Origin of the sequence: Caballeronia sp. SEWSISQ10-4 2, from assembly GCF_030464885.1 — a bacterium.
In the GTDB taxonomy this organism is placed as follows: Bacteria; Pseudomonadota; Gammaproteobacteria; order Burkholderiales; family Burkholderiaceae; genus Caballeronia.
Genome location: NZ_JALPRJ010000014.1, coordinates 98363 through 114852, shown reverse-complemented (window position 1 = coordinate 114852; position 16490 = coordinate 98363). Strand labels below are relative to the sequence as shown.

Genomic DNA, 16490 nt, shown 5'->3' with positions numbered 1-16490 from the left:
CCTAATAGTTGTGGTCATCAGTCGCTGCGCGCTGCGGCACATATGCAACCGCCTTGATTTCTATTGCCAGCAACGGGTGCGGAAGCTGATGGACCGCGACGGTCGTGCGCGTCGGTCCCGTTTCGTCAAAGTACTCGGCATACACTTCGTTGTAGCCGCCGAAGTCGTTCATGTTGACAAGAAAGCTGGTGATGTCGACGATATTCGCCAGGTTGGCGCCCTGCACGCGCAAGATGTCGCGAATGTTCTCGATCACCGCTCGGGTTTGCTCGCGAATATCGACTGTAGCTGTTCCCATCTTGTCGACCGACGCTCCCACAAACGAATTATCCGGACACCGGGAGCTCGTCCCGGACACGAACAGGAGATCGCCCGCCCTGACCACGTGAGGGAAGCGGCCGCGAGGTTTCGCTTTTCCCGCAACCACGGCACCTTGCGTTACTTGTTCCATTTTCATTTCCTTGCCAATCGGCGACTGCTATTGGATTTCCTGTCTGGAGCTTTTATCGAAGTCTAATTTGCACCGGCCGTTGTCGATAATCAAAATTCTTTCCGCTGATATTCGATTGCGGAATACACAGTGCATCCTTTGCTCCCGTGCCTAAACTTGCCGCACCGAACCCTGCTTCCCGCAGGCAAGTTTCGCGTTTCTTTCGTGCTAAACATAGCGTCTTAAATAATGCAGCATAATCTTCGTAGAACTTCGTTTGGTCCGATCCAGTGCTGGAAACAGGCCTCGACGGCCGAGAGGACTTCGGCGAGCGTGGCGAAGTACCGGTTATGCAGTGCCAGACGCCTTGTCAGCTTCCAGACCCGTTCAATAGGTGCCAGTTGCGGGCTGTATGGCGGGAGGAACAGCAACGTCAGGTCCCGCCTGTATTTGCGCAGCAGTGGCTTGAGCATGTTGGCATGGTGGTACTTGGCGTTGTCCAGCACGACGACGATGCGCTTGCCACGACGTCGATGACGCAGTAGCCGGCGCAGAAAGGACACAAACGTTTCTGCGTTGAAGACAGGGCACACCTGCCAGACGAAGCGCCCGGTGCTCAGGCTGACGGCGCCAAAGCACGCCACCGACTTGCGCGTGGGCGCGTGCATCAACACCGGATCGCGAACCTCCGGGGCCACCCACATGCGACAGCGCGATCCATGCTGCTGGAAATGGCATTCGTCCAGGCTCCATAACTCAACGTCGTCGCGCTTTGCCAGGCGCCGCAGTTTTTTTTACTGTCGCAACCCGTACGGGATCAGACTGGGCGACTTGCGGGCGCGGTTTGCGCAGCCGAAAACCCATCTGGCGAAACAGCCGCTGGCACTGTCGCACGCCCAGCTCTATGCCGTAGCGCTGACGCAAGTGCTCTGACAGAACGGGTCCATCCCACAGGCCCGCTTCAAATCCGAAGTCGCGTGGTGTCTTGCGCAGGTCAGCCTCAATGAGAGCCCATTGCGATTCATCCAACGTACGCGGACGTCCGGGCCGCTCACCTTCCCGTAATCCCTCGAAGCCGCCGCGCTCGAAACGTTGGACCCATCGCTGAACGGTCGTGGCCGCCTGACCGAACAACTGGCCCACTTCGGTGCACGAGTAACCGCTGCTTACCAGCAGCACCCCATGGAGACGATGGTCATACCGCGATTCCTCGCTCCGTTCGATCTCCTGTTGAATCGCAACCTGCATGATCTGCGGGTCGGCAATTTCGAGCTTGCGCATGGTTGCCTCTCCAAAAGAGTAACCAGTCAATCATATAATGCTGCAATATTTATGTCGCCATGTTTAGTTCAATCCTTCGCTGTGGCCGACCAATATCGGCGGCAAGTTTGATAGGGGTTTCGGACCGAGCCGCATGGTTTTGTCGCAATAAGGCGTTCGGGTAATCTGGCTCAATCGAAATGGTTGCGTGGGTGAAGAATGAAGACGCTGGATCCGGGTGTGGCACGCGTGCTTAAACGGCTACATTATCCGCTGGAAATGATCCTGACCTGCGTGCGTTGGTACGTCGCCTATCCGCTAGGCGGAACAAGCCTGCTGCCCAGCGTTATTTCGAGAAATCGATCCAGAAAAACGGCGTACCTGAGACGGTGACGATCGACAAAAGCGGAGCCAATTTGGCCGCACAGCACGCGGTGAACGCCGAGCTCGACATACCCATCAAGATTCGGCAGGTCAAGTATCTAAAAACGTGGTTGAGCAGGACCATCGGGCCATCAAACGCATCATCCGACCGATGCTCGGGTTCAAGGACTTCCGCTGCGCGCGTGTCATTCTGAGTGGCATCGAGATCATGCATATGATCGCCAAAGGGCAGATGAAACACACTGGCAAAATCAAGCCATCTGCAGCCTCCCAGTTCTACTCGTTGGTGACGTAAGCTATCCTCATGATATCGCCTTTGTACGACTCAACCGCCTTACCGCGACAGAACCTGTGGAGGCAGCTCGAATTGTGTGCAATGCTGCCGCCGCCACGTGCTTTAACGACTCGTAGTTCGCGCCATCTCTTGCTTGTACCGATAAGCCTTGGAGTACCGCCATGCAAAAACCAGCGAGCGACGCAACATCGGTGTCCGCCAACAAGTCACCAGAGAGACGGGCCTCGCGAAACCGGATCTCGAGCGCTTTTTTGGTTGCGCGTCGAAACTCTGCAATCTCGCTCGCAATCGACCGATGCTCCGGCGCACATCCGAGCATTCCAGTCGCGACCATGCAACCTCGGGGATGCGTCGTTGCAGTGTAGGCTGCCGCAGCTTCGTACAGGACGCGCTCGACAACATCGTAGGCTGTGGGTTCGTCGAAGTAGATTGTTGGGTTGAAGCCGACTCCGTCGCTAAAGTAGAGCCCGACAACCTCACGGAACAGCGCTTCTTTTGATCCAAATGCCGAATAGAGCGCCGGCGCATTGATGCCCAACGCGGCGGTTAATTGAGCCATCGACGTGCCTTCGTAGCCCTGCTCCCAGAAGAGTGGCAACGCACGGGAGAGTGCTTCGGCCCGGTCAAAAAGGCGGGGCCGCCCGCGGCCGCGAAGGGGTGCTTCAGACTTTTCGCTAGCAATCACTAGGTTTTCCTTGCTTTCGTTGACCGTTTTTAATATGCTAGCATTCATTAGCTAAATAGTAAAGCGTTTGATAGAGGTAGCGGATTGCCGCTGCGAAAGTGTCTGCACACGATAAAAATGGTTGCAGAAATTCTTTATAACAGAGGACTGGTAAGTGAAATGGCAGCTTTCAGTAATTCGTCTCATTTAACTAGCTTTGGTGAACGTCAGAAATGAGTTTTCAGGAATTTGGGATTGCGGAACCTGAAGGTAGTTCGATGCATTCCACTGTGTGGTCCTTCTCGGACGAGCCTGGAGATATTTTTGGATTCAAAGCAATCGTCGATGCTGCGCATTTCCGCGATCCCTTCTCTAAGTCATCTCGTAGGAGTAGATCCAAGCAAAATTTATCCATTCGACCAACTGGTGGCCGCGCATCACGATCTCGAAACCCGCCGCACGGTGGGCTCTGTCGTACTCAAAATCTAGACCCATCACTTTCCGTTGAGGTAATTGAAAATGAACAATGCAATCATTGAAGCAATCAAGCAGCGCAGCTCCACAAACATCTTTGACGCCTCGCGTGGCATCACTGACGAACGGATCGGCGAACTAATTTCTCTGGCAACATTGGCTCCCACCGCCTTCAATCTGCAAAACTGGCGCTTCATCGCCGTCCGTACGGAAGCTGAGAAAATTCGATTGCGAAAGCTCGCATACGACCAGGCGAAGGTGAGCGACGCTGCCGTGACGTTCATTGTCTGTGGGCAACTCGCGGAACATAGTGTCATGGCCGAGCGCCTTGCGCCATCGGTTGAAGCAGGGTTGATGCCAGCCAAGATGGTTGCAGGGTGGGAAGGTGCGGCAAAGGGTCTCTACTTCGGGAAACCTCAAACGCAGCGTGATGAGGCGATCCGTACCGCGACATTCGGTGCCGGTGCGCTAATTTCGGCCGCACAGGCGTATAACCTTTCATCATCAGCAATGATTGGCTTTGACCCCGACGCCGTTGCGCGCGAGTTCGAGCTGGCTGCGGACGAGGTGCCGGTCATGCTTCTCGCGGTAGGGTTCGCGGCAGAAAACAACTGGCCGCAGAAGCCACGTCGTCCGCTTTCGCAAGTCCTGACCCTGGTCTGATACGCTCGGAAGGGCATCAATTCCCCTTGGGATGTGACTCATGAATGGAGAACAGACGATACTACGCATTGACAATGCGTCGGGATGGGACGAATGGCTCCTTGCATTGTCAACCCATTGCGGGCTGGGATGCTAAACGGATATGCGTTCGGTCCAACCGTCTCGGGCCGAACTCTGGAACGCTGGCGAATTGACGATTCTGGATCTCGATATTGCCGAACAGAACTGGTCCTCCGTCAATGACGGCGACCACCGTTGGATAGAGGAGACGCTTGTCCTGAAAACGATCACGAGTGGCTCATTGGTGATCGAGCAGGACGGAATCAATCGACGCTTCGATCCCGGGAGCTTTGTGCTGATCGACCCTGCAAAGCGATTGACCGAGCATTTCCTAGGGCGCGTTCGAGTTTCAGTTGTGCTCATACCAAAGCGGGTCCTCCGATCCCGGAGGCTGGCTGCTACGTTGCCAGGCCTGATGGCCCCAGACATCGGGACGCCTGACGTGGCCGCTATCCGTGATTTTGCGTTATGCGTAGCGCGGCAGGCGGGGTCGACATCGGAGCAAACCAGGCAACGGTCGAGCGATAACTTGCTGAATTTGATGGAGCTGCTTTTCAGCGACCCGGATTATTACAATCGGGGTCGAAGCAACAGTGCGATCGTTTCGAGGGCGAAGCAGGTAATCGGTTCAAGGTTTGCAGAACTAGATCTTGATCCGTTGAAGATTGCTGAAGCGCTGCACATTTCGGTCGGCCGTCTGAATCGCGTCTTCAGAATGGACGGCACGTCGGTCATGCGCCACGTATGGATCGTGAGGGTAGAGCATGCCGTGCGCCTATTGGGGCGAACGGAAAATCGAAGAATACAGATTCAGGAAGTCGCATATCAGAGTGGTTTTTCAAGCGCGGCGCACTTTAGTCGAATGTTCAAGAATCGATTTGGAACGTCTCCGCGAGATATCCATGAATATCACGAGGCGACACTGAAGATCGGGTAATGTCGTTTCCCAGGCATCGGATTCCGCCGCACGCGCCGGCCGGCGCCTGTGGGAGGCTCTTGACCAATCGTACTCAGAACGTGTGCCTGACACCGAAGTTGGCGCCGTAAGTGGTCCCCAATCTTCTGCATAGAGGAAGCCGTCCGACACTTTCAGCGCTGCTAGCCTGACAGGCTATCGTGCTGTCGGAGCGACTAATGCGCGGGATCGCAACGAACTGTATCGGCGAAGAGACGCGAATGTGACAAACGCGCATAACCACGGCGCGATGCGCCGCGAGGAAACACAGGCGTCCCGTGTGCGAGCTTAATAAATTGTTCGGTATCCAAACCATTAATGCCGAAATGCGGCCATTCGGATTGGGCCTATTGCGGCCCGCAGGGTGCCGATCATCGTGTGGCAATAATGCAGCGTCTGCTTGGGAAGACACTGAACTGGTCCGCGAACAGGCTCTGTGATGACAAAGAGTCGGGGCATCGACAATGTCCTGACTTTAGTTCAATTTTTCAAGAAGTCGCAAGTTTAAGTCAATCTGAATTGGCATAAAAATGCAACCCGGGCCGCGGTCGCCCCTTGATTGAAGCGGGTTTCAAGCGCGTGAAGGGGTTCCATGTTTAGTTCGATTGACAGCACCGTCCGGCGCCAGCGATACAGCGCGGTAGCGTTTTCGACCGCTGGCTGTGCGTTTGCTTCTCGACGCGCACGTCGTGTAACCACCACGCGGTGAAGTCGTACACGTAGCCAAACCGCTCATGCTCGTACAAACCAAAGGCCGCCAGCGACAAGGTGTCTGGACCGTCAAAGAACTGCAGTGCACCATCGCGTTGCCTGCCGTAACGCCAGCCGCGAATAATGAACTGGTGCAGGTGTTCGTCGTTCCAGCCCATGGCAAACTGCATCACATGATGCAGTTGCGCAATCGTGATCTGCTCCGGAATCAGGATGCGCCGCCAGACCAGAGGGCTGACGCCGCGCAGACTGATTCGCAACTGGAGCGCAGAAGAGGTTTGGAAAGCATCGCCGAACATCGACCTACACTATAGCTGCTCCCTGCGGCCATATTCACAGGTCAGACTTCAGCCCCCGCTTTGGCGCGGTCTCCGTGCAACTCGCTCTCGACTTCAGCGCAAGCGGTTGGGACGTCGAAGTTCGCAGTCGGGTCGGCGCCGACCCCACCCGCAGACTACGTCTCGAACCTCGCGGAAAAATCCCTCTCTCGAGCGAAAGGCGGCATAGACCGCTGGGGAGCTTATCCAATTGCACTTGTCAGTCCCGGTACCTGCGCATCCCGGTCACGCTCTTAGACAAACTCGAACCCGGTCTTGAGCGTGCGCCATGGTCAAACGAGCATAGCGCGCCGCGCGCTGGCAACACAGAATATTTTTACTAGCATTCACTAGGTTTTTCTTGCGATTAATTTTGCGTCAGCCTATTATGCTAGTGATCGCTAGCAAATACAGCGAGGAAAAGCCAGTTCTCCCACAGTTGGCCGCAAATGAGCAGGTCAGCTACCAATTAACAATCACGAGGAAGCTAGAAAATGAACAAAGTTCCTGTTTATTCGAATCCTTACGATGCTGTCGACCGCGACGCACTGTCTAGACTGAAGCTGCACTACTTTGGAGTTGCAGACCCGGTGGCCGCGCGGTTGGTACCGACGTTATCGCCCTTCTCGGCCAAGCTCGCCGCCTATCTTCGATTCCAGAAGATCCCCTATGAAAGCGTCTACGAAATGGGCGTGGACAATGCACCTCGCCGCAAGGTCCCGTTCATTTCTGTGGACGGCGTAAAGATCGTCGACTCGGATCTGATAATCGGGTTTCTGAGAACGATTACCCCCGATCCGGATGCCGCGCTGAGCGCGTCGCAGCGCGCCATCGGCCATCTGGTCCAACGCGCTCTTGAAGATCACTTGTACTGGGTGGTGTTGTATTACGAGTTCTACGACGATGCCGGCCGCGAGGCATTCTTCAAGGCCGGTTTTGGTGGCTTTTTGCCCGCGTTCCAGCCTCTGGTCGATGATTTCGCAGACCGAATGTACAAACAAGGCATCGGTCGTTATCTGCCAGATGAGGTGATTGAAAAGGCAAAGAAGGATCTCGCGGCAGTGGCGGAGGTTCTTGGCGACAATCGCTATCTCCTCGGCACCGATAAACCGACGTCGTTCGATGCCGCCGTATTCGGAATGACTGTCATCATGTTCCAGATTCGCGACATGCATCCGGAAATCACTGACTACTTCCGAAGCCTCCCGAAGCTTCGTGCATATATCGAAAACCTGCTGCGCGAGTTCTTCCCAGAATTGGAATCGGCTGCCAAAGCTCTTGAAGTGGAGTCAGCAACGTGAGCGCCAACAACACGAAAAAGATCCGCCTCGGCCTGATTGGTGTAGGGAATTGGGCTAACAACGGGCACTTTCCGGTCCTAGCCCTGTTTCCACAGTACGAGCTGAGCGCCATCTACAGTCAGCGCGCTGACGCGGCGCAGGAAGCAGCGCAGAAGCACGGCATCAAACACGTAGTCAAGACACTTGATGGCCTCGTCCATCATCCCGAGGTCGATCTGGTGCTGGTCCTGACCACCGGTCCGCAGCACGAGGAAGGGATCCGAGGCGCTATCGCCGCGGGCAAGGACGTTTATTGCGAATGGCCGCTAACTCCCGATGTCAAAACCTCCGCAGAACTGGTCGCTCTTGCACACGTAGCGGGCGTGCGAACCATCCTCGGTGTGCAACGTCGTTTCGCCCCGGCCTTTCGCTACCTGCGCGATTTAGTTGCCGCCGGGTACGTCGGGAAGCTTCGTTCCGTACGCTTGCATGTCAGCGTCAACTCGTTCGGCCAGCGCCGCGCTAGCGGGCTGCGTTGGAGTGTGTTTCCGGAAAACTTCATGGGCGTCACCTCGATCTTCGGCGCCCACCTGATGGACCCACTCTTCTCAGTCGTCGGCCGGCCAAAAGAATTCTCCGCACTGATGCTGAATCAGTTTCCTGAAGTAATCATTGCGGAAACCGGTGAACAACTGAGAACGGACGTACCCGATCAACTGTTGATAAGTGGAACCTTGCAAGGCGGTGCCGTGTTCAGCGTACACATCGAAGGCGGCAAGCATAATGGCTCAGGAGTGCGGCTCGACATCACTGGTGATAAGGGCGACCTGGAGCTGACCAATACGTCTGCCTTCGGGGGGCCCGATGAGCACTATCAGATCTTGGGCGCCTCAGGTGAAAACGTTCCACTGAGCGCCCTTCCTATCCCTGCGCCTTACAAAGTCGTCCCCGATTCGACAGGCCTGCCGACTGGCGTCCTAGAGCTTGGCGATCTCTACGCCCTTCACGCGGCCGACGTCGAAAACGATACGCGTACGTTGCCATCGTTCGACGATGCACTCTGGATGCAACAACTACTGGAACTTGCTGTTGAGTCGTCCAAAACAGGCCGTCGAGTAGCCGCGCCCATCTGATAGGGCTTACTGGCCACTGTCGAAACCCCATCAATCCAAAAGCGGCGGTCACGCTCCATGAGCGCGCCGCGAGTTCGTCACGCCAGTTGGCGGAGGCGCACGACCATTCAGAAGAGAAGCCCCTCATGCCCATTCAAGCGACAGCTGCTCGTATCCATCAATATGGCGCCCCCGAAGTGCTGCAATTCGAAGACATTTCCGTAGCCGATCCCGTCGGCAATGAAGTTCGAATCCGCAATAAAGTCATCGGTCTAAATTTCGTTGACGTCTACTACCGCCGCGGCTCGATGCCAGTTCCAGAATTCCCCGCTATCATCGGCAATGAGGGCGCCGGCGTGATCGAGGCTGTTGGTCCCAATGTCACCTCAGTTAAAGTCGGTGACCGTGTGGTCTACGGGCACCCTTCTTACGGCGCTTACGCGAGCGTACGAATCTGCGATGCAGACCACGTGGTTGTTATCCCGGACGGCATATCCGACGAGCAAGCCGCGTCGAGTTTCCTCAAAGGATTGACATCGCGCTACCTCGTAAAGGAGATCGTCGCGCTGACGCCAGGCGACACGGTGCTCTATCACGCCGCCGCAGGCGGTGTGGGCCTGATGTTCGCGCAGTGGGCGAAGTCGATTGGAGTGCGTCTCATCGGGACCGTGTCGGACTCAAAGAAGGCAGAAGCAGCGAGGGCGGCCGGCTTCGATGAGATCATCAACTACCGCACTGAGGATTTCGTGGTCCGTACCTTAGCGCTTACGAATGGCGAAGGCGTGAAGGCAGTCTTCGACTCGGTCGGCAAGGATACGCTTGAAGGTTCCTTGGCCACATTGAAGAACCGAGGAACGCTCGCGCAATTCGGCATTGCGTCCGGAGAGTCGCGCCCTATTAACTTGTTGGAGCTCGCGCCCCGGTCCCTGATGGTTACCTGGCCCAGTCTGCCCTCCTTCATTGGCGCGCGCACTGAATTGTTGGCCGCAGCCAGGGATTTGTTCAACGCAATACAGACTGGAGTTCTCGACGTTACCGCGACTCGTGTCTATTCCTTCGAAGAAGTAATCACAGCACACCATGACCTCGAGTCGCGTCGCACAGTCGGCTCGGCAGTACTGCGCGTCTAGATTGGACCGCCCACCGCTGCTCGCGCCGCTGCTGGACCCAAGCATGACAGGTTCTGTCGCGGTAAGGCGGTTGAGTTGTACAAAGGCGATATCATGAGGATAGCTTACGTCACCAACGAGTAGAACTGGGAGGCTGCAGATGGCTTGATTTTGCCAGCGTGTTTCATCTGCCCTTTGGCGATCATATGCATGATCTCGATGCCACTCAGAATGACACGCGCGCAGCGGAAGTCCTTGAACCCGAACATCGGTCGGATGATGCGTTTGATGGCCCGGTGGTCCTGGTCAACCACGTTGTTCAGATACTTGAACTGCCGAATCTTGATGGGTATGTCGAGCTCGGCGTTCACCGCGTGCAGCGCGGCCAAATTGGTTCCGCTTTTGTCGATCGTCACCGTCTCAGGTACGCCGTTTTGCTGGATCGATTTCTCGAAATAACGCTGGGTAGCAGCCTTGTTCCGCCTAGCTCGCAGAAGAAAGTCGACCGTGTTGCCTTCCTTGTCCACGGCCCGGTAGAGGTACCTCCATTCGCCCCGGATCTTCACGTAGGTTTCGTCCATCCGCCGGCTCTTGCCAACTGCTCGCTTGCATCGGCGGAACGCCTTCTCAAGCACGGGCAGAGGCTTGATGGCCCAGCGGTGCACCGTGGAATGATCGACCGCAATCCCACGCTCGGCCATCATTTCCTCGAGATGACGCAAGCTAAGTGGATAGGCGACGTACCAACGCACGCAGGTCAGGATCGCTTCCAGCGGATAATGTAGCCGTTTAAGCACGCGTGCCACACCCGGATCCAGCGTCTTCATTCTTCACCCACGCAACCATTTCGATTGAGCCAGGTTACCAGAACGCCTTATTGCGACAAAACCCGGATAGGTCTAATGCCAGCTCGGTCACTCTCCAATTACGGAGAAGAATACCGTTCCGTTGTAGTTATCATCCCAATTGCCCGACCAGTCGCGCAGGCCGAGGGAAACGTTCACCGTGACCGAAGTGCCGTTCACTCCCCCTGGCGGAACGTTAACCTGTACGTCGATCTGGCCCAGGTGGTGGTCGTTGTTGTTGCCGAATTCCGCCAGGAAGCCGGTAAGTATGGCCGTCGCTTGAGTCACGCTAGCCGGCATCGAAATGTTGGCAGTACTTACCTGGGGTCCGAAGCCCGAGATATTCGGGAATGCCTGCGAACTGTTTACGATTTGCATAACTCTTCCTCCTCATTAATCGCAGGGTGGCGGTTCCGGATGCGGATGCGGATGGTCTTCCGGCGTGCCCTTTGTCGGTGGATCGCACACCGTGCTGATGAGCACGCATCCCGCCGGCGTCCTATCGACGACCCAGGAGCGTGCTACCAGTCGATCGCCAATTCCGCGCAGGACGGCACGCACAACGTGCCTTCCGTTGTTGAGTGTGCGCAGATCGAGTTGGTTTCCCCGCGCGATTGCGGCTCCGTCGCGGTACCAGGTAAGGTGGTTTCCGTCCAGCTGCCGTCCCGCTGTGTCGGTCGCAGTGGCACTAATGACGCATGATATCGGTTTGGGATACGGTTCGTTTGGATCGACCCCGACAATCCCAATTCCGGGAACCTGAGGCCGATAGTCGTCGAGGCTCACCTCCATGCAAGCGCGTCCAGTGGCGATGCCGGACGTGGCCAGAACGCATACCTCGAGTCGAGGATCGTGGGTGAACAGGGTTCGCGGTATGAGGAGCGAGGTGTCTTGAAGTCGAGGCGCAACGCCGCGGTAGACGCCGTATTTCCGATCGAACCAATGGATGAGATACCACGGCGGCTTGGCGTCGGAACTCCACTTCAGTATCACTCCCTCCTTGTGCGGCTCCGTGCCGGTTATCTTGACCATGGGGGGGTCGGGGATCTCCTCTTCGTAGAGCTGCTTGTCGTCCTCCCAGACGAGAAGCCACTTGGTGCCATCCGGATAGGGAATCCCGTCGTGCAGCGCCTTGGGCCAGCAGCGGCAACCGTGATCGGTGCATCGGCAGTGCAGCGGAGCGCAATCTAGGACGTTGCGATCCGCATCCTGGAATTCGACCGTAAAGTCCGACCGGCATCCTCCTCGATATTGAAGCGGCGCCTCATAGTAGAACGACGGCTGCCTGGTCACTTTGCGCTTGCGATCTACACTCAATCGTAAGAACAACATGTTTGTTCTCACGTGTCGACTCATCTGCGGTCCGCCCGGACCAGGGGCGCCTTGCGGGCCGGCGAGGAGCGCCTGATAGGTGTACGGACTGACCCATGGAGTGCCTGGAATAGACGCTTTCATGAAGTCTTGCGCGGTGGCCGGATTGAACACGGTATTGGTGGTTGGATCGAATCCGAAAACGCCAATGCTCGAATTCTGGAAGCTGTCGTAATTCGGATAGTTCGAGTCGGTGTCACTGTGGTCACGCCCGAGGGCATGGGTCAGTTCGTGCGCGCAGGCGGACGTCAGGGCGATGAAGGCGGTGCCCACCCCATCGCCGAGAGACTCGTTGCAGCCGACGACGCCAGCCGGAATGCCTCCGGGCGGTGTTGGCAAGCCGCCGAAGACCATGTTGCCCGAGCCGCCGCCCAGGTCTTCCAGGTTCTCCAATAGGTCGTTGAATCCGCTGGTGCATCCGCTGCTGGATGGGCCTGTGACGGTCTCATTGAAGTTGATAGTGGTAAAACCCGTTTGAATGATATCGCCGCGCGGATATACCTTAAACATGAAGGACGAGAGCGCGGTCGAAATCTGCGCCTGCGTCGGGGCAGTGGCCGGAAGGTTGGTAAGGTTCACGCCCACCAGGAAGATGTTGAGCGGATCGACTGCCACGAACACGAGAGTGCGCGTGAATTCGGCGCTCTTCGAAGCCGGCGCAGCCTGGTCCCACACCTGGCAGCTGACCGTGACCGTGCCGACGGACTGGGCTGCGGGAATCGAAAAGTTCAGCGTGTCGTTGGACAGGGCCTGATTGATCTGCGTGGAACGCTTCGGCGTAATGGCCTGGCCGGGATTGATGGGATTGAGCACGACCGTGCCGCCACTTGTCTTGACGGTCAGCTGACCCGTGAGATTCGTAATTGGCGCAAGGCCGGCCGACGAATCCCAGTCCACGTAGACCCGTACTCCCGTGGTCTTTCGTGCGACTAGGAATATGGAATTGTCTGGCCGGACGTTGGCAGGGTCGAGAAAGCCTGCCGTACCGAAGAACTGAACTACCTGGTTCAATTCCATTCCCGTGATGCTTAGATCGCCGCGCGGAGGCGGCTCGCCGATTGACGCAAGATCGGCAACGACGACGAAATCGATGCTGCCGTCGTATTCGTCGTCCCAGTTGCCGGACCAATCGCGTAAGCCGAATCTCCCGTCAACAGTTACGGTGTTGTCGTTGATCGAAGTGTCCAGCTTGATTTCGAGCAAGCCTATGTGGTGATCGTTTCCGCCGCTATTCGGCCGCGTAACCCGAAAGTCCCGCAATGGCGGACTTCACTGTATGAGGAAAAACAACGGTAGCGGACGCGGTGCGGGGACCACTCCCACTGAGTGGTTGTGAGAAATCCAGGGAACCTGAGCGTAAGTCCATGATCGGAGCCCTCTCTCTGACATCATGAAGCAGCATTACACAACCGGATTGCGCTTTGCGCGCGGTCATCTGGCATAGGGTCACGCATAGGCAGCATAAACGGGACCGTTCAGGAGCCAATCAATTGGCCCGGCTCCGACTCGTTGCGCGAATGGCCGGTTCCGAATTTGATGCCGGCGTACAACCAATCACCCGCTGCGGCTCCAGCCGGCCGATAGCGGCTGTACGAACCTGGCGACTGAACGCCTTACTGCGACCAACCCCACCTGCTGGTTTGTGAGCGGCTCTTGCATCGGCGTTCAGTTCGTCTCTCCGACAATAAAGTGACAACGCCGAGTGAGACACCAATATCGCAGGTTCCTTCCCGCAGTCTCTAAGCGCTACCTTCCCAGAGCACCAACGCGGTAGTCGGCGAGGCGATATACGCCTGCGTCAGCGAGCTGCCGCCGCTGCCCGCGATATTGGTAATTGAGCCGCCAGGCGACAAACTGAAGCTATGGTGCTGTGTGCCGGCGCTAATGTTTGTGAACACCGCTGGGGAGAAGTCTGGAAGATCGGCTGAGATCCCCTCCACGATCCACTCCGCTCGGCCGCCGACTGAGGTGACGCCTGGCCGCGCAGGAATGCCGACACTGGTGGCTTGCTGGGTCCTGTAGTTCATCATTGAGACAAAGCCCTGGTCCGGTTGCGGCGAACAAACTAGGAAGGACACCATATCGCCCGGCTGAATCGCGAAATTGGTGACTTGCACTGCCGGGTCACCGTACTGGCTTGTGTACCACTCCGTCCAAGCCCAGTAGCTCACGCTGTTGCCGGTGATGGTGGCTGCCGTGCCCGCCTGCAATAGCTCGTACGACGTGGGGTCAGAGCCGTCTAGACCGACCCAGAAGCCAACGGTCAAAGGCGTCGAAGGGTCGCCGGCAACGGGAAAGATCTCCGGCACGACCCATTCTGCGAACACAGTATTAGCCGGCTCGTACGGGGAAAAGCCGAGCGACGCCGTCGGCACGATGACGCCACCCCAGCCGGACGGGTTGAAGTCCGACTTCAGGTTGCGTTGAGGATCGCGTCGGCTCATGATCGGGTCTATCGCAAGTTCCGCCTTGACCATGTGGAGCCGTGGCGCGCGGGTAAAGGCCCGCCGCCAGAGCCGCATCAACTGCGGCTCTTTCTCCGGGTCCGGTCGGCGTGGGAACCCATGCCGCCGAAGTTGCTTGGCATCCGCAATTTGCGGGTCAAATTCGGCTGGCGGCGACTCAAAGGTCTGCAATCGGCTCAGTAAATCGGGGGATGTGGGGTGTGCCATGAATATGTTCCTCCAATTCGGGTCTAGAGATCGAGCGTTATCCGAACCGGTAGCAGATTGCGCCTCGAGACGCGGCTCGCCGGCCAAGGGCCGTCCCCGACGACCAGACGATTTTCTAGAGCGCCCACTCTTTAGCAACGAACGTTTGCGTAGTTAATGCTTATGCATAGCCCGGCGGCCGCTATCGGGAGGCGTGGCGCATTCGGTGGGCACGGTATTGCAAGTCAACTTGACAGCAATGTGACAGTAATCGGGCGATTAGCTTACGTTACAGTCATTCTTTTTGGAGCTGAGCGAGAGACGACAAGGTCAATATAGGTGACGACTCGATAACATTCAACGGATATACGAAGGCCGCTCGCCCATGATGCACGCCACCCGTACAGGCGTGGTAACGGTAGTTTTTCTAACGCGGCCACCCGCGTCCGGCGTGGTTTTAGTTTGTCGAAGGATGGCGTTTTTGATACCTTCGGCGTAGGCGTCATCCTCTGCGCGGGAGGACCATCATCGTACGCAACGATCCTTCCGGAGAACCGTTTCGACAAGTACCGGCCTCATCCTTAAGTTGCCCGTGTCGCACTCCATTTTCTAAGAAAGATTCTGGAATTCCGAGCATCAACCATTTTCGTTTACTGATCATTTCAAGGCGCTGGTTCTGAGCCGTCCCAACGGGAAGATCGAAGCAACTATTCTGAGGGTTACGAACGATGGCCTCCCGCAAGGCGAAGTTCTCGTTCTTGCGTGTCATTCCGATATGAGCTACAAAGACGGTCTCCCATCGAATCGAACGAAATATGATCCACCAGATCGTTACGGTCAGGCGTTGAGCCCACGTTATCCAGAGCCGCTCGGGGAATCGGCCGGTCTTCCCCCGATGGTTTTTTTTGCGTCCTCCAACGCGATGGCGATGGCCGAATGAGCGCACTCGAGACTCGAGAGTACGGATGCGCCTGTATGTCCGTTGAGGGGTCCCGATCGTCTGTTTGGAGAACTAATCAGCACTTCATGCTTATCAAGGTAGACCACTCAGTGAACTACCCGCCATGTACCGCACAATATGGCCGCGCTTCGTTCAACCGCTTCCATTCTTGTGAATCTGTAATCTGGTGCCCTCGAACGAGAACGCCGCCGAACGCGCGTTACGAGCGGTAGCGCTCGGCCGTAAAAACTTCCTTCACTTCGGCTCTGACAGCGGTGGTGAGCGAGGCGCCGCGATCTACACGGTGGTCGCGACCGCCAAACTCAATGACCTTGATCCAGTCCGGTCAATCAGGTAAGCGAACTGCTGCCTTGGGCCGTCGCTGATCAGTTGCCCTCATACGCATCCTAATCGCGATTCGCGTCAAGGACGGCCTCGCTCGGGCGCTTACCGAATAATCATCCCGACATACGTTGCTGCACGGCTTTGGAGGCGAGATGGCGGCCAGACCATCGCTTCGCTCGATGGGCCGGACGCGATGGTCTGTGAACGTTGTAGATCCTGAAGTCGCGCGCTTCATTGAGCTGGAGCGCGGCACGCCTGAGCAGTTCCGCGGCCTTTACTTCGTGACCACCGAATCCATGCGGATCTCGGCAGTGCGCGTCTCTGACTAGCTGGCGGCTCTGGCCGACCAGTCGCCGCGCCTGGGCGAGATCAGCGAGATTGGATTGACGGGCGTGTACGTCGGTTGTGACGGCAAGCAATGCGAGGCTGATGGCAAGTAGGCTGCGGCAGGTGGTGCGGACCATTCGAATTCTTGTTGGCGGTAGATAGAAACGCTTCCCGTACACTGTACCCGATCAATATTTGTGGCAGTGGCAGGCTGCAACGCAAAAAACCCGCGGCGAGGCCCGTGGGGAAACCGCTGGTTCGCACCGCCGAGGTTCGCACGGAAGACGACTGTTACTA

Annotated in this window: 15 protein-coding genes and 3 pseudogenes; 8 read left to right on the top strand and 10 right to left on the bottom strand. The window is 56.9% G+C overall.

Annotation, left to right across the window (positions count from 1 at the left end; genetic code table 11):
- Position 1 precedes the first annotated feature (1 nt).
- The 3 genes from M0D69_RS12215 to M0D69_RS12205 all read right to left on the bottom strand — a co-directional run bounded on the left by M0D69_RS12215 (position 2) and on the right by M0D69_RS12205 (position 1711).
- A complete protein-coding gene (locus M0D69_RS12215; protein WP_301782267.1) occupies positions 2 to 457 on the bottom strand; it encodes a RidA family protein in 456 nt (151 codons plus the stop codon).
- Positions 458 to 672: 215 nt separating this feature from the next.
- Positions 673 to 1176, bottom strand: coding sequence for an IS630 family transposase (locus M0D69_RS12210; RefSeq protein WP_301782290.1), 504 nt, complete (start codon positions 1174 to 1176; stop codon positions 673 to 675).
- A gap of 10 nt (positions 1177 to 1186) precedes the next feature.
- Complete coding sequence (locus M0D69_RS12205) at positions 1187 to 1711, bottom strand: IS630 family transposase (protein ID WP_301782266.1); 525 nt, start codon at positions 1709 to 1711, stop codon at positions 1187 to 1189.
- Positions 1712 to 1909: 198 nt separating this feature from the next.
- On the opposite strand from M0D69_RS12205, the pseudogene M0D69_RS12200 reads away from it, so the two are divergent.
- Positions 1910 to 2369 (top strand): annotated as a pseudogene (locus tag M0D69_RS12200) (DDE-type integrase/transposase/recombinase).
- 7 nt (positions 2370 to 2376) lie between these two features.
- Here M0D69_RS12200 and M0D69_RS12195 read toward each other — a convergent pair.
- Positions 2377 to 3054, bottom strand: a complete 678-nt coding sequence (locus M0D69_RS12195; protein ID WP_301782265.1) for a TetR/AcrR family transcriptional regulator — start codon at positions 3052 to 3054, stop codon at positions 2377 to 2379.
- A gap of 498 nt (positions 3055 to 3552) precedes the next feature.
- On the opposite strand from M0D69_RS12195, the gene M0D69_RS12190 reads away from it, so the two are divergent.
- Together M0D69_RS12190 and M0D69_RS12185 are read left to right on the top strand one after the other, a co-directional pair.
- Positions 3553 to 4170 (top strand): nitroreductase family protein, encoded by a 618-nt coding sequence (locus M0D69_RS12190; RefSeq protein ID WP_301782264.1) that lies wholly within the window; start codon positions 3553 to 3555, stop codon positions 4168 to 4170.
- A 142-nt stretch (positions 4171 to 4312) separates the two neighbouring features.
- The gene (locus M0D69_RS12185) at positions 4313 to 5167 is read left to right on the top strand and encodes an AraC family transcriptional regulator (RefSeq protein ID WP_301782263.1); all 855 of its coding nucleotides are present in this window, start codon (positions 4313 to 4315) and stop codon (positions 5165 to 5167) included.
- A gap of 614 nt (positions 5168 to 5781) precedes the next feature.
- Here the strand turns inward: M0D69_RS12185 and M0D69_RS12180 are convergent.
- The gene (locus M0D69_RS12180; protein WP_301782262.1) at positions 5782 to 6195 is read right to left on the bottom strand and encodes a plasmid pRiA4b ORF-3 family protein; all 414 of its coding nucleotides are present in this window, start codon (positions 6193 to 6195) and stop codon (positions 5782 to 5784) included.
- A gap of 512 nt (positions 6196 to 6707) precedes the next feature.
- On the opposite strand from M0D69_RS12180, the gene M0D69_RS12175 reads away from it, so the two are divergent.
- From M0D69_RS12175 to M0D69_RS12165, 3 genes are all read left to right on the top strand, one after another.
- The gene (locus M0D69_RS12175) at positions 6708 to 7514 is read left to right on the top strand and encodes a glutathione S-transferase family protein (RefSeq protein WP_301782261.1); all 807 of its coding nucleotides are present in this window, start codon (positions 6708 to 6710) and stop codon (positions 7512 to 7514) included.
- Complete coding sequence (locus M0D69_RS12170) at positions 7511 to 8626, top strand: Gfo/Idh/MocA family protein (RefSeq protein ID WP_301782260.1); 1116 nt, start codon at positions 7511 to 7513, stop codon at positions 8624 to 8626. The genes M0D69_RS12175 and M0D69_RS12170 overlap by 4 nt, the downstream gene beginning before the upstream one ends.
- A gap of 125 nt (positions 8627 to 8751) precedes the next feature.
- Positions 8752 to 9735, top strand: a complete 984-nt coding sequence (locus M0D69_RS12165) for a quinone oxidoreductase (protein WP_301782259.1) — start codon at positions 8752 to 8754, stop codon at positions 9733 to 9735.
- Between the two features lie 104 nt (positions 9736 to 9839).
- Here the strand turns inward: M0D69_RS12165 and M0D69_RS12160 are convergent, their stop codons facing one another.
- From M0D69_RS12160 to M0D69_RS12145, 4 genes are all read right to left on the bottom strand, one after another.
- Positions 9840 to 10541, bottom strand: coding sequence for an IS6 family transposase (locus M0D69_RS12160; protein WP_301782258.1), 702 nt, complete (start codon positions 10539 to 10541; stop codon positions 9840 to 9842).
- 87 nt (positions 10542 to 10628) lie between these two features.
- The gene (locus M0D69_RS12155) at positions 10629 to 10937 is read right to left on the bottom strand and encodes a hypothetical protein (protein ID WP_301782257.1); all 309 of its coding nucleotides are present in this window, start codon (positions 10935 to 10937) and stop codon (positions 10629 to 10631) included.
- 15 nt (positions 10938 to 10952) lie between these two features.
- A complete protein-coding gene (locus tag M0D69_RS12150) occupies positions 10953 to 13133 on the bottom strand; it encodes a hypothetical protein (RefSeq protein ID WP_301782256.1) in 2181 nt (726 codons plus the stop codon).
- Positions 13134 to 13669: 536 nt separating this feature from the next.
- Positions 13670 to 14602, bottom strand: coding sequence for a G1 family glutamic endopeptidase (locus tag M0D69_RS12145; RefSeq protein ID WP_301782255.1), 933 nt, complete (start codon positions 14600 to 14602; stop codon positions 13670 to 13672).
- A 441-nt stretch (positions 14603 to 15043) separates the two neighbouring features.
- Between M0D69_RS12145 and M0D69_RS12140 the strand changes: the two are divergent.
- Positions 15044 to 15166, top strand: a pseudogene (locus tag M0D69_RS12140) (flavin reductase family protein); the annotation flags it as partial.
- Between the two features lie 551 nt (positions 15167 to 15717).
- Positions 15718 to 15932 (top strand): annotated as a pseudogene (locus tag M0D69_RS12135) (transposase); the annotation flags it as partial.
- 47 nt (positions 15933 to 15979) lie between these two features.
- Here M0D69_RS12135 and M0D69_RS12130 read toward each other — a convergent pair.
- Positions 15980 to 16330 carry a hypothetical protein gene (locus tag M0D69_RS12130; RefSeq protein ID WP_301782254.1) on the bottom strand — a complete coding sequence of 117 codons (351 nt, stop codon included), beginning with the start codon at positions 16328 to 16330 and terminating at the stop codon, positions 15980 to 15982.
- Positions 16331 to 16490: the final 160 nt, after the last annotated feature.